The 24,879-nt window shown below is 59.0% G+C and carries 24 protein-coding genes; 3 read left to right on the top strand and 21 right to left on the bottom strand.

Translation table 11 applies throughout. The features are described from left to right. Positions 1 to 214 precede the first annotated feature (214 nt). The 21 genes from glmS to rpmH form a co-directional block, all read right to left on the bottom strand. Positions 215 to 2,047, bottom strand: coding sequence for a glutamine--fructose-6-phosphate transaminase (isomerizing) (gene glmS / locus BM317_RS07880; RefSeq protein ID WP_092473815.1), 1,833 nt, complete (start codon positions 2,045 to 2,047; stop codon positions 215 to 217). Position 2,048: 1 nt separating this feature from the next. Continuing rightward, a complete protein-coding gene (locus BM317_RS07875; protein WP_060739917.1) occupies positions 2,049 to 2,825 on the bottom strand; it encodes a DeoR/GlpR family DNA-binding transcription regulator in 777 nt (258 codons plus the stop codon). Positions 2,826 to 3,031: 206 nt separating this feature from the next. Continuing rightward, positions 3,032 to 4,399: a bifunctional UDP-N-acetylglucosamine diphosphorylase/glucosamine-1-phosphate N-acetyltransferase GlmU gene (gene glmU / locus BM317_RS07870; protein ID WP_092473813.1), complete on the bottom strand. Its 1,368-nt coding sequence runs from the start codon at positions 4,397 to 4,399 to the stop codon at positions 3,032 to 3,034. Between the two features lie 115 nt (positions 4,400 to 4,514). After that, positions 4,515 to 4,940, bottom strand: coding sequence for a F0F1 ATP synthase subunit epsilon (locus BM317_RS07865; RefSeq protein WP_072407653.1), 426 nt, complete (start codon positions 4,938 to 4,940; stop codon positions 4,515 to 4,517). 45 nt (positions 4,941 to 4,985) lie between these two features. Beyond that, positions 4,986 to 6,362 (bottom strand): F0F1 ATP synthase subunit beta, encoded by a 1,377-nt coding sequence (gene atpD / locus BM317_RS07860; RefSeq protein ID WP_003187186.1) that lies wholly within the window; start codon positions 6,360 to 6,362, stop codon positions 4,986 to 4,988. Positions 6,363 to 6,389: 27 nt separating this feature from the next. Further along, positions 6,390 to 7,250 carry a F0F1 ATP synthase subunit gamma gene (gene atpG / locus BM317_RS07855; protein ID WP_072343713.1) on the bottom strand — a complete coding sequence of 287 codons (861 nt, stop codon included), beginning with the start codon at positions 7,248 to 7,250 and terminating at the stop codon, positions 6,390 to 6,392. A 50-nt stretch (positions 7,251 to 7,300) separates the two neighbouring features. Further along, positions 7,301 to 8,845 carry a F0F1 ATP synthase subunit alpha gene (gene atpA, locus BM317_RS07850; protein ID WP_053126819.1) on the bottom strand — a complete coding sequence of 515 codons (1,545 nt, stop codon included), beginning with the start codon at positions 8,843 to 8,845 and terminating at the stop codon, positions 7,301 to 7,303. A gap of 21 nt (positions 8,846 to 8,866) precedes the next feature. Next, positions 8,867 to 9,403: a F0F1 ATP synthase subunit delta gene (locus BM317_RS07845; RefSeq protein WP_060739913.1), complete on the bottom strand. Its 537-nt coding sequence runs from the start codon at positions 9,401 to 9,403 to the stop codon at positions 8,867 to 8,869. Between the two features lie 12 nt (positions 9,404 to 9,415). Continuing rightward, the gene (locus BM317_RS07840; protein WP_047230097.1) at positions 9,416 to 9,886 is read right to left on the bottom strand and encodes a F0F1 ATP synthase subunit B; all 471 of its coding nucleotides are present in this window, start codon (positions 9,884 to 9,886) and stop codon (positions 9,416 to 9,418) included. 58 nt (positions 9,887 to 9,944) lie between these two features. After that, a complete protein-coding gene (atpE, locus tag BM317_RS07835) occupies positions 9,945 to 10,202 on the bottom strand; it encodes a F0F1 ATP synthase subunit C (protein ID WP_003097235.1) in 258 nt (85 codons plus the stop codon). Positions 10,203 to 10,333: 131 nt separating this feature from the next. Beyond that, the gene (gene atpB, locus BM317_RS07830) at positions 10,334 to 11,203 is read right to left on the bottom strand and encodes a F0F1 ATP synthase subunit A (protein ID WP_003207096.1); all 870 of its coding nucleotides are present in this window, start codon (positions 11,201 to 11,203) and stop codon (positions 10,334 to 10,336) included. 16 nt (positions 11,204 to 11,219) lie between these two features. Next, positions 11,220 to 11,627 carry a F0F1 ATP synthase subunit I gene (locus tag BM317_RS07825; RefSeq protein WP_053126821.1) on the bottom strand — a complete coding sequence of 136 codons (408 nt, stop codon included), beginning with the start codon at positions 11,625 to 11,627 and terminating at the stop codon, positions 11,220 to 11,222. Between the two features lie 148 nt (positions 11,628 to 11,775). Beyond that, complete coding sequence (locus tag BM317_RS07820; protein ID WP_060739912.1) at positions 11,776 to 12,648, bottom strand: ParB/RepB/Spo0J family partition protein; 873 nt, start codon at positions 12,646 to 12,648, stop codon at positions 11,776 to 11,778. Between the two features lie 9 nt (positions 12,649 to 12,657). Continuing rightward, entirely contained in the window at positions 12,658 to 13,455 is a 798-nt protein-coding gene (locus BM317_RS07815) for a ParA family protein (RefSeq protein ID WP_003207100.1), read from the bottom strand. 18 nt (positions 13,456 to 13,473) lie between these two features. Continuing rightward, positions 13,474 to 14,109, bottom strand: a complete 636-nt coding sequence (gene rsmG / locus BM317_RS07810; protein WP_170842301.1) for a 16S rRNA (guanine(527)-N(7))-methyltransferase RsmG — start codon at positions 14,107 to 14,109, stop codon at positions 13,474 to 13,476. 5 nt (positions 14,110 to 14,114) lie between these two features. Next, positions 14,115 to 16,013 carry a tRNA uridine-5-carboxymethylaminomethyl(34) synthesis enzyme MnmG gene (gene mnmG / locus BM317_RS07805; protein WP_092167969.1) on the bottom strand — a complete coding sequence of 633 codons (1,899 nt, stop codon included), beginning with the start codon at positions 16,011 to 16,013 and terminating at the stop codon, positions 14,115 to 14,117. Positions 16,014 to 16,579: 566 nt separating this feature from the next. Beyond that, the gene (gene mnmE / locus BM317_RS07800; protein WP_092473811.1) at positions 16,580 to 17,950 is read right to left on the bottom strand and encodes a tRNA uridine-5-carboxymethylaminomethyl(34) synthesis GTPase MnmE; all 1,371 of its coding nucleotides are present in this window, start codon (positions 17,948 to 17,950) and stop codon (positions 16,580 to 16,582) included. Between the two features lie 79 nt (positions 17,951 to 18,029). Continuing rightward, entirely contained in the window at positions 18,030 to 19,712 is a 1,683-nt protein-coding gene (gene yidC, locus BM317_RS07795; RefSeq protein ID WP_092167961.1) for a membrane protein insertase YidC, read from the bottom strand. Between the two features lie 2 nt (positions 19,713 to 19,714). Then, positions 19,715 to 19,960: a membrane protein insertion efficiency factor YidD gene (gene yidD, locus BM317_RS07790; RefSeq protein ID WP_010465488.1), complete on the bottom strand. Its 246-nt coding sequence runs from the start codon at positions 19,958 to 19,960 to the stop codon at positions 19,715 to 19,717. Then, positions 19,953 to 20,354: a ribonuclease P protein component gene (gene rnpA, locus BM317_RS07785; RefSeq protein ID WP_003207107.1), complete on the bottom strand. Its 402-nt coding sequence runs from the start codon at positions 20,352 to 20,354 to the stop codon at positions 19,953 to 19,955. Before rnpA ends, yidD begins: the two co-directional genes overlap by 8 nt. A 16-nt stretch (positions 20,355 to 20,370) precedes the next feature. Next, positions 20,371 to 20,505, bottom strand: coding sequence for a 50S ribosomal protein L34 (gene rpmH / locus BM317_RS07780; RefSeq protein WP_003213577.1), 135 nt, complete (start codon positions 20,503 to 20,505; stop codon positions 20,371 to 20,373). Between the two features lie 566 nt (positions 20,506 to 21,071). Here rpmH and dnaA point away from each other — a divergent pair. Genes dnaA through recF form a run of 3 tightly spaced genes read left to right on the top strand, consistent with a single transcriptional unit; the run spans position 21,072 to position 24,874 of the window. Then, entirely contained in the window at positions 21,072 to 22,607 is a 1,536-nt protein-coding gene (gene dnaA / locus BM317_RS07775; RefSeq protein WP_092473809.1) for a chromosomal replication initiator protein DnaA, read from the top strand. A gap of 39 nt (positions 22,608 to 22,646) precedes the next feature. Beyond that, positions 22,647 to 23,750, top strand: coding sequence for a DNA polymerase III subunit beta (gene dnaN / locus BM317_RS07770; RefSeq protein WP_003196145.1), 1,104 nt, complete (start codon positions 22,647 to 22,649; stop codon positions 23,748 to 23,750). 20 nt (positions 23,751 to 23,770) lie between these two features. Beyond that, on the top strand, positions 23,771 to 24,874 hold the full coding sequence (gene recF / locus BM317_RS07765) for a DNA replication/repair protein RecF (RefSeq protein WP_092167953.1): 1,104 nt from the start codon (positions 23,771 to 23,773) through the stop codon (positions 24,872 to 24,874). The last annotated feature ends 5 nt before the right edge of the window (positions 24,875 to 24,879 follow it).

Raw genomic sequence — 24,879 nt, 5'->3', positions numbered from 1 at the left:
CCTGTGGCGGAGAGTGCTGAGGCAATGATACGCCATGAAGCTGTGCGGTATGAGCAGGGGTAATCATGCAGCAACTTGATGGCGGTATCCGCCAGGCGCTGGCCCGTCTACGCGAGGGGCAGCCGATCTGGCTCTGGTCGATGCCTGCGGGTACACATCGGCACCACGCAGGAACTTCTGATCGCCGGTGTGCACCTCGCTCTTGGTAGACGACTCACTCCACCGTCACAGACTTCGCCAAATTCCGCGGCTGGTCTACATCCGTCCCCTTGAGCACCGCGACGTAGTACGACAGCAGCTGCAGCGGGATGGTGTAGAGGATCGGCGACAGGATGTCGTGGATGTGCGGCATGTGCACCACGTGGGTGCCTTCACCGTTGGTCATGCCGGCTTGCTCGTCTGCAAAGACAATCAACTGGCCGCCGCGGGCGCGCACTTCCTGCAGGTTGGACTTGAGCTTTTCCAGCAGCTCGTTGTTCGGCGCCACGGTGACCACCGGCATGTCGTTATCCACAAGCGCCAGCGGGCCGTGCTTGAGTTCACCGGCCGGGTAGGCCTCGGCGTGGATGTAGGAGATTTCCTTGAGCTTCAAGGCCCCTTCCATCGCCACCGGGAATTGCGCGCCACGCCCGAGGAACAGGGTGTGGTTCTTCTCGGCGAACAGTTCGGCGATTTTTTCCACCGTGCTGTCCATGGCCAGGGCTTCGCCCAGGCGGGCCGGCAGGCGGCGCAGTTCTTCCACCAGTTTGGCCTCGACGCCCTCGCCCAGCGTGCCGCGGACCTGGCCCAGGGACAGGGTCAGCAGCAGCAGGCCCACCAGTTGCGTGGTGAACGCCTTGGTCGATGCCACGCCGATCTCACGGCCGGCCTGGGTCAGCAGGGTCAGGTCGGACTCGCGCACCAGCGAGCTGATACCAACGTTACAGATCGCCAGGCTGGCGAGGAAACCCAGCTCCTTGGCATTGCGCAGGGCCGCGAGGGTGTCGGCGGTTTCCCCGGACTGGGAAATGGTGACGAACAAGGTGTCCGGCTGCACCACCACCTTGCGATAGCGGAACTCACTGGCCACTTCGACCTGGCACGGAATACCGGCCAGTTCTTCGAGCCAGTAACGGGCGACCATCCCGGCGTGATAACTGGTGCCGCAGGCAACGATTTGCACGTTACGCACCTTGGCGAACAGTTCGGCGGCCTGTGGGCCGAACGCCTGGACCAGCACTTGGTGCTGGCTCATGCGGCCTTCCAGGGTGCGCTGCACCACGGCCGGTTGTTCGTGGATTTCCTTGAGCATGAAGTGGCGGAACTCGCCCTTGTCGGCGGCTTCGGCACCGTCGCGGTATTGAACGGTCTCGCGCTCCACGGCTTTGCCGTCGATGTCCCAGATTTGCACGCTGTCGCGGCGAATCTCGGCGATATCGCCTTCTTCCAGGTACATGAAGCGGTCGGTGACCTGACGCAGCGCCAACTGATCGGAAGCCAGGAAGTTTTCCCCCAGGCCCAGGCCGATCACCAAAGGGCTACCGCTGCGGGCCGCGATCAGGCGATCAGGTTGTTTCGCGCTGATGACCGCCAGGCCATAGGCGCCGTGCAGCTCCTTGACGGTGGCCTTGAGGGCCACGGTCAGATCCACCAGGTCCTTGAGCTTGTGGTTGAGCAGATGGGCGATGACTTCAGTGTCGGTGTCCGAAGTGAACACATAACCGAGCGCCTTGAGCTGTTCACGCAGGGCTTCGTGGTTTTCGATGATGCCGTTGTGCACCACCGCCAGATCGCCGGAGAAATGCGGGTGAGCGTTACGCTCGCACGGCGCGCCATGGGTGGCCCAACGGGTGTGGGCGATACCGAGGCGACCGAGCAGCGGCTCGGCGTCCAACGCCTGCTCCAGTTCGCTGACCTTGCCCGGACGACGCATGCGCTCGAGCTTCTCGTCGTGGGTGAACACCGCCACACCGGCGCTGTCGTAGCCGCGGTATTCCAGGCGCTTGAGGCCTTCGAGCAAGATTGCTGTGATGTTGCGTTCAGCAACGGCGCCGACAATTCCACACATGCTATTTCTCCTGGCTGACAGGCGCGCAGATCACGGTGATGCCGCGGGCCTGAATCTGATCGCGGGCCTCTACGGGCAGGCGATCATCGGTAATGAGGGTATGGACGCTGCTCCACGGCAGCTCCAGGTTGGGGATCTTGCGGCCGATCTTGTCGGCCTCCACCATCACGATCACTTCCCGGGCGACCTCAGCCATCACGCGGCTCAAGCCCAGTAGTTCGTTGAAGGTGGTGGTACCTCGAACCAGATCGATGCCGTCGGCGCCGATGAACAACTGGTCGAAGTCGTAGGAACGCAGAACCTGCTCGGCCACCTGGCCCTGGAACGACTCGGAGTGAGGGTCCCAGGTGCCGCCGGTCATCAACAGCACCGGCTCGTGCTCCAGTTCGCTCAAGGCATTGGCGACGTGCAGGGAATTGGTCATCACCACCAGGCCCGGCTGCTGGCCGAGTTGGGGGATCATGGCGGCGGTGGTGCTGCCGCTGTCGATGATGATCCGCGCGTGTTCGCGGATCCGCTTCACGGCGGCCCGGGCAATGGCGAGTTTGTACTTGGAGACGGTTTGCCCGTTATCGGCCACCAACTCCTGCGGCATCGGCACCGCGCCACCGTAGCGACGCAGCAGCAGGCCATTGGTTTCCAGGGCGGCGAGGTCCTTGCGAATCGTAACCTCCGAGGTTTCGAAGCGCTTGGCCAGCTCATCCACACTGACCTCGCCCTGCTCTTGGAGCAAAGCAAGGATGTTGTGACGGCGCTGTGGCGTATTGCGTTTCGACATGGCGGCTTAAGTTTCGATTCGAAAGATAACGTAAGCAATCAAAACCTATTGCGGCGATATCGTCAAGGCGCCCGGAGAAAAATTCAGAAATCCTCTCATCACTGTGGGAGCGAGCTTGCTCGCGAAGGGGTCAGACCAGGCAATACAGCTTTACCTGATACACCGCTATCGCGAGCAAGCCCGCTCCCACAGGGGTTGTGGATAACTTAGGGCTTCTTGATTTTTTCCGGCCGCTTCCAGCCGTCGATGTTGCGTTGGCGCGCGCGCGCCACCGCCAATTGGCCGTTATCCACATTCTGGGTCAGGGTCGAACCGGCCGCCGTGGTCGCACCGCTGGAGATATCCACAGGCGCCACCAAGGAGTTGTTGGAGCCGATGAAGACATCGTCACCCATTACGGTTTTCCACTTGTTGGCGCCATCGTAGTTGCAGGTGATGGTGCCGGCGCCAATGTTGGTGCGGGCGCCGACTTCAGCGTCACCCAGGTAGGTCAGGTGGCCGGCCTTGGCGTCTTCGCCCAAATGAGCGTTCTTGAGTTCGACGAAGTTACCCACATGGGCACGGGCTTCCAGCACGGAGCCTGGACGCAACCGCGCAAACGGGCCGGCATCGCTGCCTTCGCCCATGACCGCGCCATCGAGATGGCTGTTGGCCTTGATCACCACGCCTTTGCGCAGGGTGCTGTCCTTGATCACGCAGTTCGGGCCGATGACCACGTCGTCTTCGATGACGACCTTACCTTCGAGGATGACGTTGATATCGATGACCACGTCGCGACCCACGCTGACTTCACCGCGCACGTCGAAACGGGACGGATCGCGCAGGGTCACGCCTTGGGCCATCAGGCGGCGGGCGGCGCGCAATTGATAGTGGCGCTCCAGCTCCGCCAGTTGCCGGCGATCGTTGGCGCCCTGCACTTCCATGGCGTCCAGCGGCTGCTCGGTGGCGACCACCAGCCCATCGGCAACGGCCATGGCAATCACATCGGTCAGGTAGTACTCACCCTGGGCATTGTTGTTCGACAGACGACTCATCCAGTCGCCCAGGCGCTCGGCCGGCACGGCAAGAATTCCGGTGTTGCCCTCGGTGATCGCGCGCTGTGCCTCGTTGGCGTCCTTTTGCTCGACAATCGCCGTCACCTGGCCGTCGGCGTTGCGCACAATGCGGCCGTAACCAGTGGGGTCATCCAGCTCCACGGTCAGCAGGCCCAACTGCTGTGGGGCGACGTGCTTGAGCAGGCGCTGCAAGGTCTCGACTTCGATCAGCGGCACGTCGCCGTAGAGAATCAACACCGTATTGGCCGTGATGAACGGCACGGCCTGGGCCACGGCATGGCCGGTGCCCAGTTGTTTGTCCTGCAGAACGAAATTCAGGTCATCCGCCGCCAGGCGTTCACGTACCGCATCGGCACCGTGGCCGATGACCACGTGAATGCGCTGTGGATCAAGTTGCCGGGCACTGTGGATAACATGACCGAGCATGGAATTGCCGGCGACCGGGTGCAAGACCTTGGGCAACGCCGAACGCATGCGGGTGCCTTGGCCGGCCGCGAGGATAACGATTTCAAGAGACATGACTGGCTACCAATCCTGGGTGGTCAGCGGCTGCGACCAGGTAATGAATGTGGGGAAAAGAAAAAAGGGTAGCCGAGGCTACCCTTTTTAATCAATCGCACAGAAAGCAGACGGCTTAGCCGCCGAACTTCTTGCGGATCTGCTGGACGGTACGCAGCTGGGCTGCGGCCTCGGCCAGACGTGCGGCAGCAGAACCGTAGTCGAAGTCTGCGCCTTTTTCGTTCAGAGCCTTCTCGGCAGCCTTGACGGCTTCCTGAGCGGAGGCTTCGTCCAGGTCGGCAGCACGTTGCACGGTGTCGGCAAGAACCTTGACCATGTTCGGCTGAACCTCGAGGAAACCACCGGAGATGTAGAACACCTCCCTTTCCCCGCCCTGCTTGGTCAGAGTAATCGGACCTGGCTTCAAGCTGGTGATCAGCGGTGCGTGACCCAGGGCGATACCAAGATCACCCAGCTCACCGTGCGCAACCACAAACTCGACCAGACCGGAGAAGATTTCCCCTTCCGCACTGACGATATCGCAATGGACTGTCATAGCCATCTGATTGCCTCAACCTAAATTAGCGCCCGTTACCGGGCGCCGGGATTACAGTTTCTTGGCTTTCTCGATCGCTTCTTCGATGCCGCCGACCATGTAGAACGCTTGTTCTGGCAGGTGGTCGTAGTCACCGTTGAGGATGCCTTTGAAGCCAGCAATGGTGTCTTTCAGGGAAACGTATTTACCCGAGGCACCGGTGAAGACTTCAGCCACGAAGAACGGCTGCGACAAGAAGCGCTGGATCTTACGAGCACGGTTTACCAACTGCTTGTCGGCTTCCGACAGCTCATCCATACCCAGGATCGCAATGATGTCCTTCAGTTCCTTGTAACGCTGCAGCACGTACTGAACGCCGCGAGCGGTGTCGTAGTGCTCCTGGCCGATCACGTTCGGGTCCAGTTGGCGCGAAGTCGAGTCCAGTGGGTCTACCGCTGGGTAGATACCCAGGGAAGCGATGTCACGGGACAGAACGACGGTGGCGTCCAAGTGGGCGAAGGTGGTCGCTGGCGACGGGTCGGTCAAGTCGTCCGCTGGTACGTATACCGCTTGGATCGAGGTGATCGAGCCTTGCTTGGTGGAAGTGATGCGCTCTTGCAGCACGCCCATCTCTTCAGCCAGGGTCGGCTGGTAACCTACTGCCGAAGGCATACGGCCCAGCAGTGCGGATACTTCGGTACCGGCCAGGGTGTAACGGTAGATGTTGTCGACGAACAGCAGAACGTCGTTACCTTCGTCACGGAACTTCTCGGCCATGGTCAGGCCGGTCAGGGCTACGCGCAGACGGTTTCCCGGCGGCTCGTTCATCTGGCCGTAGACCAGTGCCACTTTGTCCAGAACGTTGGAATCCTTCATCTCGTGGTAGAAGTCGTTACCCTCACGAGTACGCTCACCCACACCGGCGAACACGGAATAACCGCTGTGCTCGATGGCGATGTTACGGATCAGTTCCATCATGTTTACGGTCTTGCCTACACCGGCACCACCGAACAGACCGACTTTACCGCCCTTGGCGAACGGGCAAACCAGGTCGATAACCTTGATGCCGGTTTCCAGCAGCTCGTTGCCACCAGCCTGTTCAGCGAAGGTTGGCGCAGGACGGTGAATGCCCCAGCGCTCTTCGGTGTCGATCGGGCCAGCTTCGTCGATCGGATTGCCCAGTACGTCCATGATCCGGCCCAGGGTCGCTTTACCGACCGGTACGGAGATGGCTGCGCCAGTGTTGTTGACGTCCAGACCGCGCTTCAAGCCCTCGGTGGAGCCCATCGCAATGGTACGAACCACGCCGTCGCCCAGCTGCTGCTGAACTTCCAGGGTGGTTTCGGCGCCTTGAACCTTCAAGGCGTCGTAGATGCTCGGTACGCTGTCGCGTGGGAATTCCACGTCGATAACGGCGCCGATGATTTGAACGATACGTCCGCTACTCATAGCTGGATCCTCTGAATATTTGAACCGTTAAACCGCGGCAGCGCCGCCGACGATTTCCGAGATCTCTTGGGTGATCGCAGCCTGACGCGCCTTGTTGTAGATCAGCTGCAAATCGCTGATCAAATCACCGGCGTTGTCGGTAGCGTTCTTCATCGCGATCATCCGCGCCGCTTGTTCAGCTGCGTTGTTCTCGACCACCGCCTGGTAGACCTGCGACTCCACGTAGCGGACCATCAAGCCGTCAAGCAGCTCCTTGGCATCCGGTTCGTAGAGATAGTCCCAGTGGTGCTTGAGTTCCTGTTCCGGGGTCGCCACCAGTGGAATCAACTGCTCCACGGTCGGCTGTTGCGTCATGGTGTTGATGAACTTGTTGGATACCACGGACAGGCGGTCGATCCGGCCTTCCAGGTAAGCATCCAGCATCACCTTGACGCTGCCGATCAGGTCGTTGATCGACGGTTCTTCACCCAGGTGGCTGATAGCAGCGACGACGTTACCGCCGAAGTTGCGGAAGAAAGCCGCACCCTTGCTACCGACCACGCACAGATCGATCTCGACGCCTTGTTCGCGGTTTACCGCCATGTCCTTGACCAGGGCCTTGAACAGGTTGGTGTTCAAGCCACCGCACAGACCACGGTCACTGCTCACCACAACGTAACCGACGCGCTTGACGGCGCGTTCGATCATGAACGGGTGGCGGTATTCCGGGTTGGCGTTGGCCAGATGACCAATCACCTGGCGGATGCGCTCCGCATAAGGACGGCTAGCAGCCATGCGCATTTGTGCCTTGCGCATTTTGCTGACCGCCACTTTTTCCATGGCGCTGGTAATCTTTTGCGTGCTTTTGATGCTCGCAATCTTACTGCGAATCTCTTTTGCGCCTGCCATGTAACACCTATCAGGTTAGCAAGCGGGAGCCTTGCGGCTCCCGCTGCGGCTTACCAGGTTTGGGTGGCCTTGAACTTCTCGATACCGGCCTTGAGGCCAGCGTCGATTTCGTCATTGAAGTCACCTTTAACGTTGATCTTGGCCATCAAATCGGCGTGATCGCGGTTGAAGAAAGCGATCAGCGCTTGTTCGAAGCTGCCGATCTTGGCGATTTCAATGTCAGTCAGGAACCCACGCTCAGCGGCATACAGCGACAGCGCCATGTCAGCGATCGACATTGGTGCGTATTGCTTCTGCTTCATCAGCTCGGTAACGCGCTGACCATGCTCAAGTTGCTTACGGGTCGCTTCGTCCAGGTCAGAAGCGAACTGGGCGAATGCCGCCAGTTCACGGTACTGGGCCAGGGCGGTACGGATACCACCGGACAGCTTCTTGATGATCTTGGTCTGAGCGGCACCACCCACACGGGATACCGAAACACCGGCGTTCACAGCAGGACGGATGCCCGAGTTGAACATGGCCGATTCCAGGAAGATCTGACCGTCGGTGATGGAAATCACGTTGGTCGGAACGAACGCGGAAACGTCGCCAGCCTGGGTTTCGATGATCGGCAGAGCGGTCAGGGAACCGGTCTTGCCAGTCACTGCGCCGTTGGTGAACTTCTCTACGTACTCTTCCGAAACGCGGGATGCGCGCTCCAGCAGACGGGAGTGGAGATAGAACACGTCGCCTGGGTAGGCTTCACGGCCTGGTGGACGGCGCAGCAGCAGGGAAATCTGGCGGTAGGCCACTGCTTGCTTGGACAGATCGTCATAAACGATCAGCGCGTCTTCACCGCGGTCGCGGAAGTATTCGCCCATGGTGCAACCGGAGTACGGTGCCAGGAACTGCAGTGCGGCCGATTCGGAAGCACTGGCGGCAACGATGATGGTGTTAGCCAGTGCACCGTTCTCTTCCAGCTTGCGAACCACGTTGGCGATGGTCGATTGCTTCTGACCGATTGCCACGTAGACGCAGAAGATGCCGCTGTTTTTCTGGTTGATGATCGCGTCGATCGCCAGAGCGGTCTTACCGATCTGACGGTCGCCGATGATCAGCTCACGCTGGCCACGGCCGACAGGGATCATGGCATCGACAGCCTTGTAGCCAGTCTGAACAGGCTGGTCTACCGACTTACGCCAGATCACGCCTGGAGCAACTTTCTCGACCGCGTCGGTCTCGGTGTTGTTCAGCGGACCTTTACCGTCAACAGGATTACCCAGTGCGTCGACAACGCGACCCAGCAGTTCCTTACCTACCGGAACTTCGAGGATGCGGCCGGTGCACTTGGCGCTCATGCCTTCAGCCAGCGTCGTGTACGCGCCCAATACCACGGCACCTACAGAGTCTTGCTCCAGGTTGAGGGCCATACCGTAGACGCCGCCCGGAAACTCGATCATCTCGCCGTACATGACGTCGGCCAGACCGTGAATCCGCACGATGCCGTCAGATACGCTGACGACAGTGCCTTCGTTACGGGCTTGGGAGGTCACATCGAGCTTGTCGATGCGGCCCTTGATAATTTCACTTATTTCGGAAGGATTGAGTTGCTGCATTGCTCTGCTGCCCCTTCAAACTCAAGATTTCAATGCTTCGGCAAGTTTCGCGATTTTGCCGCGAATCGAGCCATCGATAACCAGGTCGCCGGCGCGGATGACAACGCCCCCAATCAGGGACTTGTCTTCCTCGACTTGCAGGCGCACTTCCCGGTTGAGTCGTGCACTGAGAACCTTGGCGAGTTTGTCTTGCTGTTCTTGGTTCAATGCGAAAGCACTGGTGACTTCCACGTCTACCGATTTCTCTTGCTCGGCCTTGTACAGGTCGAAAAGAGCGGCGATCTCCGGCAAAAGCGGGAGACGGTCGTTTTCGGCAACGACGTGAATGAAATTCTGTGCCTTGGCATCGAACTTGTCGCCGCACACGTCAATGAACGTGGCGGCCTTTTCTGCGCTCGTCAGTCGCGGGGCCTTGAGCACGCGCTGCATGGTGCCGTCTTGCGACACCGCTGCTGCCAGGCCGAGCATGGCTGACCAATTGGCCAGTTGCTGGTGGGCCTGAGCGTGCTCGAAGGCCGCCTTAGCGTAAGGTCGGGCCAACGTGGTCAGTTCTGCCATGATCGCCCTCGCTTAGATTTCAGCAGCCAGTTTGTTTACCAGCTCTGCGTGCGCGTTTTGATCGATTGTGGCACCCAGGATCTTCGAAGCACCGCCAACGGCCAGAGCACCCACTTGGGCACGCAGCGCGTCTTTGACACTGTTGAGTTCCTGTTCGATCTCGGCTTGAGCCTGAGCCTTCACACGGTCAGCTTCGACGCGAGCCTGTTCACGGGCTTCGTCAACAATCTGGGTACCGCGTTTCTTGGCTTGCTCGATGATTTCAGCTGCCTGAGCTTTCGCTTCGCGCAGTTGCTGACCCACTTTCTCATGGGCCAACTCCAGGTCGCGAGCTGCACGGCTGGCAGCGTCCAGACCATCAGCGATCTTCTTTTGACGTTCGTGCAATGCCGCAATGACCGGAGGCCATACGAACTTCATGCAGAACAGTACAAAAATCAGGAACGCAACGGACTGGCCAATCAGGGTCGCATTAATGTTCACGCCAACACCTCGCAGTTACGTTGTCCATCACACCAATCTACTCGAGACATCCGAGTAATTAGCCAGCGATTTGACCAACGAACGGGTTCGCAAAGGTGAAGAACAGCGCGATACCAACACCGATCATGGTCACGGCGTCGAGCAGACCGGCCACGATGAACATTTTGACTTGCAGCATTGGAACCATTTCTGGCTGACGCGCTGCGCCTTCCAGGAACTTGCCGCCCAACAGGCCGAAACCAATTGCGGTACCCAGTGCGCCCAGGCCGATCAACAGTGCAACAGCGATAGCGGTTAGACCAACTACAGTTTCCATCTTTCCTCCCGACTTTTACGTCGTATGGTTTAGGTTTTTTAGATTAAAGCGGTAAAACAAATCGTTTCTCAGCCCGGTTCGGGCTCCTTCCCGTTTGACCGGGAAGGACATCAGACTAGTCGAGACTGGCCTTAATGGTTTTCTTCGTGCGCCATCGACAGGTAGACGATGGTCAGCATCATGAAGATGAACGCCTGCAGGGTGATGATCAGGATGTGGAACACAGCCCACGCCCACTGCAGAACTACACCCAGGCCGCTGAGCCACAGCAGGCCGCTGCCGAACATCACAGCGATCAGGATGAACACCAGTTCGCCGGCATACATGTTGCCGAACAGACGCAGTGCCAGAGAAATCGGCTTGGCGATCAGGGTCACGAATTCCAGCAGGAAGTTCACCGGAATCAGCAGGGCTTGAACGAGGATGTTCTTGCTGCCGAACGGGTGCAGGGTCAGTTCGCCGATGAAGCCGCCGATGCCCTTGACCTTGATGCTATAGAAAATGATCAGTGCGAAAACCGAGAACGCCATGCCCAGGGTCGCGTTCGGGTCGGTGGTCGACACGGCGCGGAAGGGGATGTGGTGATCACCGGAGATCAGGATGGCCAGCTGAGGAATCCAGTCGACCGGTACCAGGTCGACGGCGTTCATCAGGAACACCCAGACGAAGATGGTCAGTGCCAGCGGTGCGATCACCGGGCTGCGGCCATGGAAGCTGTCTTTCACGCTGCCATCGACGAATTCGACCAGTACTTCAACGAAGTTCTGCAGTGCACCTGGCTGACCGGATGTCGCCTTCTTCGCCGCCATGCGGAAAAGAAGAACGAAAATCAGGCCCAGTGCGACCGACCAGCCGAGGGTATCGACGTGGAAAGCCCAGAAGCCCATTTCCTTGGCTTCTGCTGCGGTGTGGGCAAAGCCCCAGCCGCCGTTGGGTAGCTGACCGAAGGTCAGGTTCTGCAAGTGGTGCTGGATATAGCCCGAAGCGGTTGTCTCTGCCATGGTTGCCTCAAACGCCCTAAGGTCTCGAAAGTCTTGTTCTCATTAGCAGGGGAGCGAACCAGCTGACCAGTTGGGTCAGCACGAAGACGCCGAATACAGCCAGCGGCGCCAATGGCTTCACACCTGCGAACGTCAGTGCAAACAGCACTGCCGTCAAAATCAGTTTCCCCGCCTCGCCGGCATAAAAAGACCGGACGATAGCCTGGGCTGCTCGGGCGCCGGAAAACCGAAAGGCCCTGTGAGCAAAGTAAATATTGGGAAGCAAGGCTATCAGGCCTCCGCAAAGTCCTGAGTATCCGGCGACGACTCCTTTCCATTGCCAGAGCGCCAATGTGGCGATCAGTACGACGGTGAATTGAGCCATCAGAACCGGGAAAACTGCCAGACGATGGAACGGCAAGCGGTTTGGCGTGCGGGTTTCCATCGCTTTTGCTCTCCAATAGTCGGCCGCCATAATTCAATAACTTGGCATAATTTGTGCCGACAAAATGCGCGCAGAGTATAGGGGCGGTTCTGCCCCTATTCAACTGTCAGGTAGTGATTTCCGACTGCGCGCTACAAGAGCAATTGTTTCAGCGAATGTGTGCAAGGACACCTTGCAACTCATCGAGGGAGTTATAACCGATCACCAGTTGGCCTTTGCCCTTCTTCCCGTGGCGAATCTGCACCGCAGAGCCCAGGCGCTCGGCCAGGCGTTGTTCGAGGCGGGCGATATCCGGATCGATCTTGGGTGCCTCGACAGGTGCCGGTTTGCCACTGAGCCACTGGCGAACCAGTGCCTCGGTTTGGCGCACGGTGAGGCCGCGTGCGACAACATGTCGCGCCCCTTCAACCTGTTGATTTTCCGGCAAACCGAGCAATGCCCGGGCATGACCCATTTCCAGGTCGCCATGGGACAGCATGGTCTTGATGACTTCCGGCAACGCAATCAGGCGCAGCAGATTGGCCACGGTCACGCGGGACTTGCCCACCGCCTCGGCAACCTGTTGCTGGGTCAGCTGGAATTCCTGCTGCAAGCGCTGCAGGGCCACGGCTTCCTCGATCGGGTTGAGGTCTTCACGCTGGATGTTCTCGATCAGCGCCATGGCGATGGCCGTTTCATCCGGCACATCGCGGACCATCGCCGGGATGGTTTCCTGGCCGGCCTGCTGGCTGGCGCGCCAGCGACGTTCGCCGGCGATGATCTCGAAGCGTCCATTGGCGATCGGCCGGACCACGATCGGCTGCATCACGCCCTGGCTCTTGATCGATTGGGCCAGCTCTTCCAGCGCCTGCGGGTCCATGTCCCGACGCGGCTGGTATTTGCCACGCTGGATCAGGTCCAGGGGCAAATGCTGCAGCTCGCGCTGGTCGGCCTGTACGGCCTGTTCTTCCAGCGAACTGACAGTCGGACCGCTGAGCAGTGCATCCAGTCCACGTCCGAGACCTCGTTTCTTGACGGCCATGGGGTTTCCTTAAGTTGGCTGGGCTGCAGCGGTGCGTGGGTTGCGGCGCTGACGACGAACCATTTCGCCCGCCAGGGCCAGGTAAGCCAGCGCACCACGGGATTGTTTGTCGTAGGCCAGGGCCGGCATGCCGTAGCTCGGCGCTTCGGCCAGACGGATGTTACGGGGGATGACGGTGTCGTAGAGCTGCTCGCCGAAGTGTTCCTTGAGCTGGGCCGAGACATCGTTCATCAGGCTCAGGCGCGGGTCGTACATGGTCCGCAACAGGCCTTCGACCTTCAGGTCCGGGTTCAACAGTTCGGCGATGCGCTTGATGTTATCCACAAGGTCGCTCAACCCCTCCAACGCGAAGTACTCGCACTGCATGGGGATAATGACCCCATCGGCGGCCACCAGGGCGTTGAGGGTCAGCATCGACAGCGATGGCGGGCAGTCGATCAGGATGTAGTCATAGTTTTCCCGGATCGGCGCCAAGGCGCTGCGCAGACGGCTTTCCTTCATCTGCATTTCCAGCAGCACCACTTCGGCCGCCGTCAGGTCACGGTTGGCCGGCAGCAGTTGATAACCGCCATGTTCTGAGAAGTGCATGGCCTGGCCCAGATCGCATTCGCCGATCAGGACGTCGTAGATGGAGTTTTCCAGGCCATGCTTATCCACACCGCTGCCCATGGTGGCGTTGCCCTGTGGATCGAGATCGATCAACAGCACCCGGCGCTTGGTCGCGACCAGGGATGCTGCGAGGTTGATGCAGGTGGTGGTCTTGCCCACACCACCTTTCTGGTTCGCTATCGCGAATACCTTAGCCATTCTTGCTTGTGTTCCCAATCATGCCGTGCGGCGCAGTATCAGCAGATGGCGTTGGCCTTGGCAACCGGGTACGGCCAAGGCGTGTTCGCTATCGAGGTGGAAGTCTGCCGGCAATGCTACCAGCTCATCGGCCGGATGAACGCCCTTCATTGCCAGCCAGCGCGTATCGGCGTCGCCCAGGTGGCGAGTCCAGTTGCTGAAGTTCTCCATGCTGCTGAACGCCCGGGAAATGATCCCGTTGAACGGCTCGGCAGGCTGGAACGCTTCGACGCGGCTGTGGATAACTTGCAGGTTATCCAGTTTGAGTTCGAGTTTGACCTGGGTCAGGAAGCGGGTTTTCTTGCCGTTGCTGTCCAGGCAGGTCACTTGCGAGTCGGGAAACAGGATCGCCAGCGGGATTCCCGGCATGCCACCGCCACTGCCAACGTCCAGCCAACGACCGTTTTCGATGAAGGACATGACGCTGAGGCTATCGAGCAGATGCCGCGAGACCATTTCATCAGGATCGCGCACGGCGGTCAGGTTGTAGGCCTTGTTCCATTTGATCAACAGCGCCAGATAACCCAGCAATTGCGCATGCTGGGCTTCGCTCAGGCTGACGCCGAGTTCACGGGCACCTGTGGATAACTCTTCAGCGTGTTGCGAGGTGACCATCGAACTCAAGCGCTTTGCTCCAACTGGCGGCCCGCGCCGCGTTTTTTCAAATGAATCATCAACAGGGAAATCGCCGCTGGCGTGACACCGGGAATGCGCGAGGCCTGGCCCAGGGTCTCTGGACGGGTCGCACCGAGCTTGCTCTGGATTTCTTTCGACAACCCGGAAATGCCGGTGTAATCGATATCCACAGGCAGCTTGGTGTCTTCGCTGGCGCGCAGGCGGGCGATCTCATCCTGCTGGCGGTCGATGTAACCGGCGTACTTGGTCTTGATCTCGACCTGTTCGGCCACCTGCGGATCTTCCGCGCCCTGGCCGGTTACTTCCACCAGCCCGGCGTAATCGATTTCCGGACGGCTCAAAAGGTTGAGCAGGTTGTATTCGTGGGTCAGCGGCGTACCAAATTTCGCCGCGATGGCATCGCCCTGCTCGGTACCGGGGCGAACCCAGGTGCTTTTCAGGCGTTGCTCTTCCAGCTCGATACGCTCGCGTTTCGTGCAGAAAGCGGCCCAGCGCACGTCATCCACCAGACCCAACTCGCGGCCTTTCTCGGTCAGGCGCAAGTCGGCGTTGTCTTCCCGCAGGATCAGGCGATATTCGGCGCGGGACGTGAACATCCGATACGGTTCCTGGGTACCCAGGGTAATCAGGTCGTCCACGAGCACACCGATGTAGGCCTCATCGCGGCGCGGACACCAGCTGTCTTTGCCCTGGGCACGCAGTGCCGCGTTGGCACCGGCCAACAACCCTTGGGCGCCGGCCTCTTCGTAACCGGTGGTGCCGTTGATCTGCCCAGCGAAGAACAGGCCGCCGATGACTTTGGTTTCCAGGCTGTACTTCAGGTCACGGGGGTCGAAATAGTCGTATTCGATGGCGTAGCCGGGGCGAACGATGTGGGCGTTTTCCATGCCGCGAATCGATTGCACGATCTGCAGTTGCACATCGAACGGCAGGGAGGTGGAGATCCCGTTCGGATACAGCTCGTGTGTGGTCAGGCCTTCTGGCTCGATGAAGACCTGGTGGCTTTCCTTGTCGGCAAAGCGATGGATCTTGTCTTCGATCGACGGGCAGTAACGTGGACCGATACCTTCGATTTCACCGGCAGCGGAATACATCGGCGAGCGATCGAGGTTCGCCGCAATGATTTCATGGGTGCGGGCATTGGTGTGGGTGATCCAGCAACTGACTTGCCGTGGATGCTGTTCCTTGTTGCCCATGAACGACATGACCGGGATCGGCGTATCGCCAGGCTGCTCGGTCATCACCGAGAAATCCACAGACCGACCGTCGATACGCGGTGGCGTACCGGTTTTCAAGCGCCCGACACGCAATGGCAGCTCACGCAAACGGTGGGCCAGAGCGATCGACGGCGGATCACCCGCGCGACCGCCGGAAAAGTTCTGCAAACCAATGTGGATAAGTCCGCCGAGGAAGGTCCCGGTGGTCAACACCACGGAATCGGCGAAGAAACGCAGGCCCATCTGCGTCACGACACCGCGTACCTGATCCTGCTCGACGATCAGGTCATCGGCCGCTTGTTGAAATATCCACAGGTTCGGCTGGTTCTCCAGGATTTCGCGGACAGCGGCCTTGTACAGGACGCGGTCGGCCTGGGCGCGAGTAGCGCGCACGGCTGGGCCTTTGCGGCTGTTCAATACGCGAAACTGGATCCCCCCCTTATCGGTGGCCATGGCCATCGCGCCCCCAAGGGCATCGATCTCCTTGACCAGGTGGCTTTTGCCAATGCCACCAATGGCAGGGTTGCAACTCATGGCGCCGAGGGTTTCCACGTTATGCGTCAGCAACAGGGTTTTTGCCCCCATGCGTGCTGATGCAAGTGCTGCCTCGGTACCGGCATGACCGCCGCCGATGACGATCACTTCAAAACGGGAAGGGAAATCCACCACGCACCTCGTGCCTGCTTTATTCAGGTAATTCGGAAATAGGTTTTGAGTCTGGCCCTGGGCGTTTTTCGAGCCAGGTCGGCAAGTATAGGGACTTCATCCTTTCTAAAGAACCCTTTGCACAAAATTTAACCAGCTGTGGAGAACTCGCGGTTAAAAAAATAAAAAAGAAAGAAATTTATAAGATCTTTGTTTTTATGTTTATTCTTACTGCCCCACCTATCTGTGGATAACGTTCTGTAGGCCTTTATTTACGTCGTGTACAGAGATTCAAAACCCTGTGGCCATGTGGCATTGAGGGGCTTGGATAACCGGTGTAAGCCTGTGGATGAATGAGGTTGTTATCCACAGAGGCGGTTATCTTCAGTTTTGAAGGCCGCTTATCAACCGACCTCAATGGCAGTTATTCACAGGGCTTAATCCACAGAAAACTGCCGCTACGGGTCGCATCAGCGCCCACAGGCAAGCCGCCATCAGGGGCAATCGGTTCAAAAAAAGAGAGGTGGAACCGGGTTTGCGTTGCGCTCGTCAGATTGTCGAGGACAAACCCGGTTGCAAAGGAGGGGCTATTTACCGATGCAAAAGCTGGAAAAGATCCGCCCCAGCAAGTCATCGGAACTGAAGGCGCCGGTAATTTCCCCAAGGGACTGTTGCGCTTGGCGCAGGTCTTCGGCCAACAACTCACCAGCCCCCGCCAAGGTCAGCTGCGCGCGACCGTGTTCCAGGGCGGCACTGGCATGGCGCAACGCTTCAAGGTGCCGCCGGCGGGCGCTGAAGCTGCTTTCCGAGGTCTGCTCGTAGCCCATGCAGGCCTTGAGGTGCTCGCGCAGCATTTCCAGGCCTTCGCCTGCCGACTTCGCGCTCAGGCTGATGGTCACGTGTCCGTCAGCGCTGACTTGCAGGGCAATCGGCTCCTCAGTCAGGTCGGCCTTGTTGCGAATCAGGGTGACTTTCGCCGGATCCGGGCGGACCTCGAGGAACTCCGGCCACAAGGCAAAGGGGTCGTCTGCTTCTGGTGCGGTGGCATCCACCACCAGCAATACCCGGTCGGCTTCACCAATGGCCTTGAGTGCACGTTGAACGCCGATTTTTTCCACCTGGTCCTCGGTGTCGCGCAAACCGGCCGTATCCACCACGTGCAGCGGCATGCCGTCGATGTGGATATGTTCACGAAGGATGTCCCGGGTGGTGCCGGCGATCTCGGTGACGATCGCCGCCTCGCGGCCGGCCAGGGCATTCAACAGGCTGGATTTGCCGGCATTCGGTCGGCCAGCGATCACCACGGTCATCCCATCGCGCAACAAGGCACCCTGCCCGGCTTCGCGCAGTACTGTGGATAACTCATCGCGCACTTTATCGAGCATGCTCAGCACGTGGCCATCGGCGAGGAAGTCGATTTCCTCTTCCGGGAAGTCGATCGCGGCCTCGACGTAGATCCGTAGGCCGATCAATTGCTCGGTGAGGTTATGCACACGCTGGGAAAACGCTCCCTGCAGGGAACGTAACGCGTTGCGCGCAGCCTGTGCAGAACTGGCTTCGATCAAATCGGCGATCGCTTCAGCCTGGGCCAGGTCGAGTTTGTCATTCAGGAACGCCCGCTCGCTGAATTCCCCTGGCCGGGCCAGTCGACAACCCAATTCCAGGCAGCGCTTGAGCAGCATGTCCAGCACGATGGGGCCGCCATGTCCCTGCAGTTCCAGTACGTCTTCGCCGGTGAACGAGTTTGGCCCCGGGAAATACAAGGCCAGCCCTTCGTCGAGCACCTGCTGGTCATCACTGAAAAACGGGCCGTAATGGGCGAACCGCGGCTTGAGTTCACGACCGCTGATAGCCTTGGCCGCGGCACTGGCCAAGGGCCCCGAAATACGGACGATGCCGACGCCACCGCGACCTTGGGCGGTGGCAACGGCAGCGATGGTTTCACGCGGTGCGCTCATAAACCGGTATCCAGACAAAAGTGGCAGATAGCAAAACGCCCCACTAGGGGGCGTTTTGTGTGGTTATCCACAGAGCAAGTTACGCCTCGGCTTTTTTAGTCGCCGCTTCGATCTTACGCGTGATGTACCACTGCTGAGTGATGGACAACACGTTGTTCACAACCCAGTACAGCACAAGACCCGCCGGGAACCACAGGAAGAAGAAGGTGAAGATGATTGGCATCATTTTCATGACCTTCGCCTGCATCGGGTCCGGAGGTGTCGGGTTCAGCTGCTGCTGGATGAACATGGTCGCGCCCATGATGATCGGCAGGATGAAGAACGGATCCTTGATCGACAGGTCGGTAATCCACAGCATGAACGGTGCCTGACGCATCTCCACGCTTTCCAGCAACACCCAGTACAGCGACAGGAACACTGGCATCTGCACAAGAATCGGCAAGCATCCACCCAGCGGGTTGATCTTCTCTTTCTTGTACAACTCCATCATGGCCTGGGACATTTTCTGCCGGTCATCGCCATGCTGTTCTTTCAGGGCGGCCAGTTTCGGCGCCACTGCACGCATGCGTGCCATGGATTTATAGCTGGCGGCCGACAATGGGAAGAAAATCCCCTTGATCAGCATGGTCAGGAAAATGATCGACCAGCCCCAATTACCGACGATGCTGTGGATATGTTGCAGCAGCCAGAAGATCGGCTGGGCAATGAACCACAGGAAACCGTAGTCCACGGTCAGTTCCAGGCCTGGGGACAACTCTTTCAGCACCGCCTGGCTTTTTGGACCGGCATACAGAATGGCGCTGGTTTCGGCTTTCGCACCTGGCGCGGCAGTCAATGTCGGGCCGGTGTAACCGATGATGAAGTTGCCCTTGCTGTCTTTACGCGTCTGGACAACGTTGCTGTCGCCCTTCTGCGGGATCCAGGCTGTTACAAAATAGTGCTGCAGCCAGGCAACCCAGCCACCTTGTACGGTTTCCTTGAGCTGACCTTTGTCCATGTCCTTCATGGACACTTTCTTGTACGGCTCCGAACTTGTCCACAGGGCGGCGCCCAGGTAAGTCGCGGTGCCGGTGGCGGTGCTGGAGGAAGGATCGTCGCTGGCGTCACGCTTGAGTTGCGCGAACATCGCACCGGACCAAGGCTGGGCGCTCTGGTTGTCGATCAGGTAAGAGACGGTGACGTCATACAGGCCACGTTTCAGGGTGAAACGCTTGATGTAGTTGACACCGTCCTTGCTGAACTTCAGGTCCACGACCAATTGGTCCTGACCGTCAGCCAGTTGATAAGTCTTCTTCTCGGCAGAGTAGACCGGGCGACCGGCCGGGTTCGAATCCGGGCCGTTGCTACCAATCAGGCCACTTTGGGCCAGATAGGTGCGCTCGTTACCGTTGTCGAACAACTGGAACGGGATTTCCGGATGATCCTGGCGACGCGGGTACAGCGGCAGCTTCAGCTGGGCGACGTCACCACCTTGTGGATCGATTGCCAGCTCGAGCACGTCCGTCTTGACCTGGATGAGATCTTTGCTTGCGGCCACAGGGGCTTCGGCAGGCGCGCTGGTATCGCTTGCCGCGCGTGGGATGTCGTCATTGCTGGCAGCATTGTTGCCAACGGGAGCATCCGGCAGGCTCGGTGCGGTATTGCTGGCTGCAACATTCTGAGTCGGCAGGGCAGCCTGGCCATAGTCCTGGTTCCATTTAAGGACCATGACGTAGGACACGATTGCCAGGGCGACGATCAGGATCGTGCGTTTGATATCCATGATTACTCGGCCATCGAAGAAGAACGGGAGGTAGGGATAGGCGGAACCGGGTCATAACCGCCGGGATTCCACGGATGACAGCGACCTAAACGACGAAAGGTCAGCCAGCCACCGCGCAGGAGACCATGATTTTCTATGGCTTCGTACGCGTAGCAGGAACAACTGGGGTAGAAACGACAGTGACTGGCCATCAAAGGACTAATGGCATAGCGATAAAACTGGATCGGAACGAGTGCCAGTTTACGCATCGGGACTGTCTACCCCTACAGTTTCGGTGTTGACCGCTGGTACTGGCTTGTTGCGTGCCAGACGTTTCCAGAGCTTGCCGAAATGCTGAATCAATTCGGGGTTTTCTACGTCACCCAAACCTTTGCGCGCGACGATAACAATGTCCCATCCAACCAGTGAATCCTGGTTCAGGCGAAACGATTCGCGCATCAGACGTTTGAGGCGATTGCGCTGAACGGAGAGCTTGACGCTCTTTTTCCCGATAACCAGCCCTAGTCGGGGGTGATCGAGATCGTTGCTGCGCGCAAGGAGCAGGAGATTTTTCCCCGGAACCTTGCCGGTAGGGGAGTCAAAGACTGCCTTGAAATGCCGGGGTGTAAGCAGACGCTTTTCCCGACTGAAGTCCTGACTCACCTCCAGTGCCGGATTATCAAACTGCCAGACGCGCACGACCTTTGGCGCGACGACGCGACAGGACGGCACGACCGTTCTTGGTAGCCATGCGAGCACGGAAACCGTGGGTACGAGCGCGTTTGATAGTGCTTGGTTGGAAAGTACGTTTCATGTCGTGTTACCTGGTTCGTCCACAACGGGCCGGAATGGCCCCCGTTTTAAGAGACCGGGGATTCTAGAGAAAGCAAGCCTCTAGGTCAATTTCCAACCAGCGTTTCCTTTAAATAGATATCCGGCCGCTTTCGGCGGATTCATCACACAGCGCTAGATATAGAAATAAAGAAGGGAATTATTTAAAGCTTTCTGTAAAGCTTATAAAAGCAAGGTCGCCACCTGTCTGTGGATAACCACGCCAAGGCCTTGTAATCAGCCATGTACAGAGAATGACAACTACACGGGAAAGCAGTGGCCAGCCTGTGCTGCGCTGTCGGATAAGCTGTGGGTGGAATGGCTGGTTATCCACAGGGCGGTTATCCACCGAGTTTCGCCCCCACTTGTGCAACGACCTCAGGCTCGGTTATCCACAGAGCTTATCCACCGACCGTCGGTCGTCTTTCTCTCGGTTAACGCATTGATAAATCATGGGCGATGAGCAACCTGCGTGTGGATAAGTGCACGTCTGCTCGCTACAATGGCCGCTTGTTTTTGCCTCACCGGCTTTCAACTTAGGGGATATCCGTGTCAGTGGAACTTTGGCAGCAATGCGTGGAGCTTTTGCGCGATGAGCTGCCTGCCCAACAATTCAACACTTGGATCCGTCCACTACAGGTCGAAGCCGAAGGCGACGAGTTGCGTGTCTATGCACCGAACCGTTTCGTTCTCGACTGGGTCAACGAAAAGTACCTGGGCCGGGTCATGGAACTGCTTGACGAGCATGGCAATGGCATGGCGCCTGCGTTGTCCTTATTAATAGGCAGCAAACGCAGTTCGGCCCCCCGCGCCGCGCCCAATGCGCCGCTGGCCGCCGCAGCGTCACAGGCTCAGCAGGCTGCTGCCCCTGCCCCTGCGCCTGTGAACAACCATGCCGCCCCGGCACCCGCGCCTGCCCCGAGCAAACGCAACACGCAAAAAGTCGCCGAAGTCAGCGAAGAGCCTTCCCGGGACAGCTTCGACCCCATGGCCGGTGCCAGCTCCCAGCTGGCTCCGGTGCGGGCCGAACAGCGCACCGTCCAGGTCGAAGGCGCGCTCAAGCACACCAGCTACCTGAATCGGACCTTTACCTTCGAGAATTTCGTCGAAGGTAAATCCAACCAACTGGCCCGCGCGGCAGCCTGGCAGGTCGCGGACAACCCAAAGCATGGTTACAACCCGCTCTTCCTTTATGGCGGTGTCGGCTTGGGTAAGACCCACTTGATGCACGCGGTGGGCAACCATCTATTAAAGAAGAACCCGAATGCCAAGGTCGTGTACCTGCATTCCGAGCGTTTCGTGGCCGACATGGTCAAGGCGCTGCAACTGAACGCCATCAACGAATTCAAGCGCTTCTACCGTTCGGTGGACGCCTTGCTGATCGACGACATTCAGTTCTTCGCCCGCAAGGAACGTTCCCAGGAAGAGTTTTTCCACACCTTCAACGCATTGCTTGAGGGCGGGCAGCAGGTCATTCTCACCAGTGACCGCTACCCGAAAGAGATCGAAGGCCTCGAGGAACGCCTCAAGTCGCGTTTCGGCTGGGGCCTGACGGTGGCCGTCGAGCCGCCGGAGCTGGAGACCCGGGTTGCGATCCTGATGAAGAAGGCCGACCAGGCCAAGGTGGAACTGCCTCACGACGCGGCATTCTTCATCGCCCAGCGTATCCGCTCGAACGTGCGTGAACTCGAAGGTGCCCTCAAGCGGGTCATCGCCCATTCGCACTTCATGGGCCGCGATATCACCATCGAATTGATTCGCGAATCCTTGAAGGACCTGTTGGCGCTCCAGGACAAATTGGTTTCTGTGGATAACATTCAGCGAACGGTTGCTGAATACTACAAAATCAAGATATCCGACCTGCTGTCCAAACGCCGTTCCCGTTCGGTGGCACGTCCACGCCAGGTGGCCATGGCCTTGTCCAAGGAACTGACCAACCACAGCCTGCCGGAAATCGGCGATGTGTTTGGCGGACGCGATCACACCACCGTGTTGCACGCGTGCCGCAAGATCAACGAACTTAAGGAATCCGACGCGGACATCCGCGAGGACTACAAGAACCTGCTGCGTACACTGACCACTTGATGACCACCAGCGCAGCTTATTAAGGCAAGGGACTAGACCATGCATTTCACCATTCAACGCGAAGCCCTGTTGAAACCCCTGCAACTGGTCGCAGGCGTCGTCGAACGCCGCCAGACCTTGCCGGTACTTTCCAACGTGCTGCTGGTTGTCGAAGGCCAGCAATTGTCGCTGACCGGTACCGACCTGGAAGTCGAGCTGGTCGGTCGTGTGCAACTTGAGGAACCGGCCGATCCGGGTTCCATCACCGTGCCGGCGCGCAAGCTGATGGACATCTGCAAGAGCCTGCCCAACGACGCGCTGATCGACATCAAGGTCGATGAGCAGAAGCTCGTGGTCAAGGCCGGTCGCAGCCGCTTTACCTTGTCCACACTGCCCGCCAACGATTTCCCGACCGTCGAAGAAGGCCCGGGTTCGCTGACCTGCAGCCTGGACCAGAGCAAATTGCGTCGCCTGATCGAGCGCACCAGTTTCGCCATGGCCCAGCAGGACGTGCGTTATTACCTCAACGGCATGCTCCTGGAAGTGTCGGCCGGCGTTATCCGCGCCGTCGCCACCGACGGTCACCGCCTGGCGATGTGCTCGATGCAGGCCGATATCGGTCAGCCGGATCGCCACCAGGTGATCGTGCCGCGTAAAGGTATCCTGGAGCTGGCCCGCCTGCTGACCGAGCCCGACGGCAACGTCAGCATCGTGTTGGGCCAACACCATATCCGCGCTACCACCGGTGAGTTCACCTTCACGTCGAAGCTGGTGGACGGCAAGTTCCCAGATTACGAGCGCGTGCTGCCAAAAGGCGGTGACAAGCTGGTCCTGGGCGATCGCCAGGCCCTGCGCGAAGCCTTCAGCCGTACCGCGATCCTGTCCAACGAGAAGTACCGAGGCATTCGTCTGCAACTGGCCAACGGGCAGTTGAAGATCCAGGCGAATAACCCGGAGCAGGAAGAAGCGGAAGAAGAAGTAGGCGTTGAGTACAACGGCGGCTCCCTGGAAATCGGCTTCAACGTCAGTTACCTGCTCGACGTGCTGGGCGTGATGACCACCGAGCAAGTGCGTCTGATCCTGTCTGACTCCAACAGCAGTGCGCTGGTGCAAGAGTCCGACAACGACGATTCGGCCTACGTTGTCATGCCGATGCGTCTGTAATCATGCCCAGCAGAAGCTAGATGTCCTTAAGTCGCGTCTCGGTCACCGCGGTGCGCAATCTGCACCCGGTGACCTTCTCCCCCTCCCCCCGCATCAATATCCTTTACGGCGCCAACGGCAGCGGCAAAACCAGCGTCCTGGAAGCCGTGCACCTGCTCGGCCTTGCCCGTTCGTTCCGCAGCACCCGGCTGTTACCGGTCATCCAGTACGATCAACTGGCGTGCACGGTGTTCGGGCAGGTGGAACTGGCGGAAGGTGGCCATAGCGCCTTGGGGATCTCGCGGGACCGGCAAGGGGAATTCCAGATCCGCATCGATGGGCAAAACGCTCGCAGTGCGGCGCAACTGGCCGAGATCCTGCCATTGCAGCTGATCAACCCGGACAGTTTCCGCCTTTTGGAAGGCGCGCCGAAGATTCGCCGGCAATTTCTCGACTGGGGCGTGTTCCACGTGGAACCGCGCTTCATGAGCACTTGGCAGCGCTTGCAGAAGGCGCTGCGCCAGAGAAACTCTTGGCTGCGACATGGTACACTTGACGCCGTTTCGCAAGCGGTTTGGGACAGGGAACTGTGCCAGGCCAGCGCTGAAATCGATGAATACCGCCGCGCTTACATCAAAGCCTTGAAACCGGTCTTCGAGCAGACCTTGAGCGAACTGGTTGAGCTTGAGGGCCTGACGCTCAGCTATTACCGAGGCTGGGACAAGGACCGGGAACTGAGCACCGTGCTGGCTGGCTCGCTGCAGCGGGACCAGCAGATGGGCCATACCCAGGCTGGACCACAACGCGCTGACTTGCGCCTCAGATTGGGTGCACATAACGCCGCGGACATCTTGTCCCGGGGGCAGCAGAAGCTAGTGGTGTGTGCCTTGCGTATCGCCCAGGGGCATCTGGTCAGCCAGGCCCGGCGCGGTCAGTGTATTTATCTGGTGGATGACTTGCCGTCCGAGCTGGACGAAGCCCACCGCCGCGCGTTGTGCCGCTTGCTGGAAGACTTACGCTGCCAGGTGTTCATCACCTGTGTAGACCACGAATTATTGAGGGAAGGCTGGCAGACGGAAACGCCAGTCGCCCTGTTCCACGTGGAACAGGGCCGTATCACCCAGACCCACGACCATCGGGAGTGAAGGCA

This window comes from Pseudomonas sp. NFACC24-1 (assembly GCF_900115235.1).
GTDB lineage: Bacteria > Pseudomonadota > Gammaproteobacteria > Pseudomonadales > Pseudomonadaceae > Aquipseudomonas > Aquipseudomonas fluorescens_AA.
This window is presented reverse-complemented; position numbering and strand designations above follow the sequence as displayed.

Bases quoted from the DNA above. Each gene is read 5' to 3' on its own strand.
- BM317_RS07820 (WP_060739912.1), bottom strand. From the start codon at position 12,648: ATGGCCGTCAAGAAACGAGGTCTCGGACGTGGACTGGATGCACTGCTC.
- mnmE (WP_092473811.1), bottom strand. From the start codon at position 17,950: ATGAGCGCACCGCGTGAAACCATCGCTGCCGTTGCCACCGCCCAAGGT.
- dnaN (WP_003196145.1), top strand. From the start codon at position 22,647: ATGCATTTCACCATTCAACGCGAAGCCCTGTTGAAACCCCTGCAACTG.
- atpE (WP_003097235.1), bottom strand. From the start codon at position 10,202: ATGGAAACTGTAGTTGGTCTAACCGCTATCGCTGTTGCACTGTTGATC.
- yidC (WP_092167961.1), bottom strand. From the start codon at position 19,712: ATGGATATCAAACGCACGATCCTGATCGTCGCCCTGGCAATCGTGTCC.
- BM317_RS07845 (WP_060739913.1), bottom strand. From the start codon at position 9,403: ATGGCAGAACTGACCACGTTGGCCCGACCTTACGCTAAGGCGGCCTTC.
- BM317_RS07815 (WP_003207100.1), bottom strand. From the start codon at position 13,455: ATGGCTAAGGTATTCGCGATAGCGAACCAGAAAGGTGGTGTGGGCAAG.
- atpB (WP_003207096.1), bottom strand. From the start codon at position 11,203: ATGGCAGAGACAACCGCTTCGGGCTATATCCAGCACCACTTGCAGAAC.
- rsmG (WP_170842301.1), bottom strand. From the start codon at position 14,109: ATGGTCACCTCGCAACACGCTGAAGAGTTATCCACAGGTGCCCGTGAA.
- glmS (WP_092473815.1), bottom strand. From the start codon at position 2,047: ATGTGTGGAATTGTCGGCGCCGTTGCTGAACGCAACATCACAGCAATC.
- glmU (WP_092473813.1), bottom strand. From the start codon at position 4,399: ATGTCTCTTGAAATCGTTATCCTCGCGGCCGGCCAAGGCACCCGCATG.
- recF (WP_092167953.1), top strand. From the start codon at position 23,771: ATGTCCTTAAGTCGCGTCTCGGTCACCGCGGTGCGCAATCTGCACCCG.
- BM317_RS07865 (WP_072407653.1), bottom strand. From the start codon at position 4,940: ATGGCTATGACAGTCCATTGCGATATCGTCAGTGCGGAAGGGGAAATC.
- BM317_RS07875 (WP_060739917.1), bottom strand. From the start codon at position 2,825: ATGTCGAAACGCAATACGCCACAGCGCCGTCACAACATCCTTGCTTTG.
- rpmH (WP_003213577.1), bottom strand. From the start codon at position 20,505: ATGAAACGTACTTTCCAACCAAGCACTATCAAACGCGCTCGTACCCAC.
- atpG (WP_072343713.1), bottom strand. From the start codon at position 7,250: ATGGCAGGCGCAAAAGAGATTCGCAGTAAGATTGCGAGCATCAAAAGC.
- atpA (WP_053126819.1), bottom strand. From the start codon at position 8,845: ATGCAGCAACTCAATCCTTCCGAAATAAGTGAAATTATCAAGGGCCGC.
- yidD (WP_010465488.1), bottom strand. From the start codon at position 19,960: ATGCGTAAACTGGCACTCGTTCCGATCCAGTTTTATCGCTATGCCATT.
- BM317_RS07825 (WP_053126821.1), bottom strand. From the start codon at position 11,627: ATGGAAACCCGCACGCCAAACCGCTTGCCGTTCCATCGTCTGGCAGTT.
- atpD (WP_003187186.1), bottom strand. From the start codon at position 6,362: ATGAGTAGCGGACGTATCGTTCAAATCATCGGCGCCGTTATCGACGTG.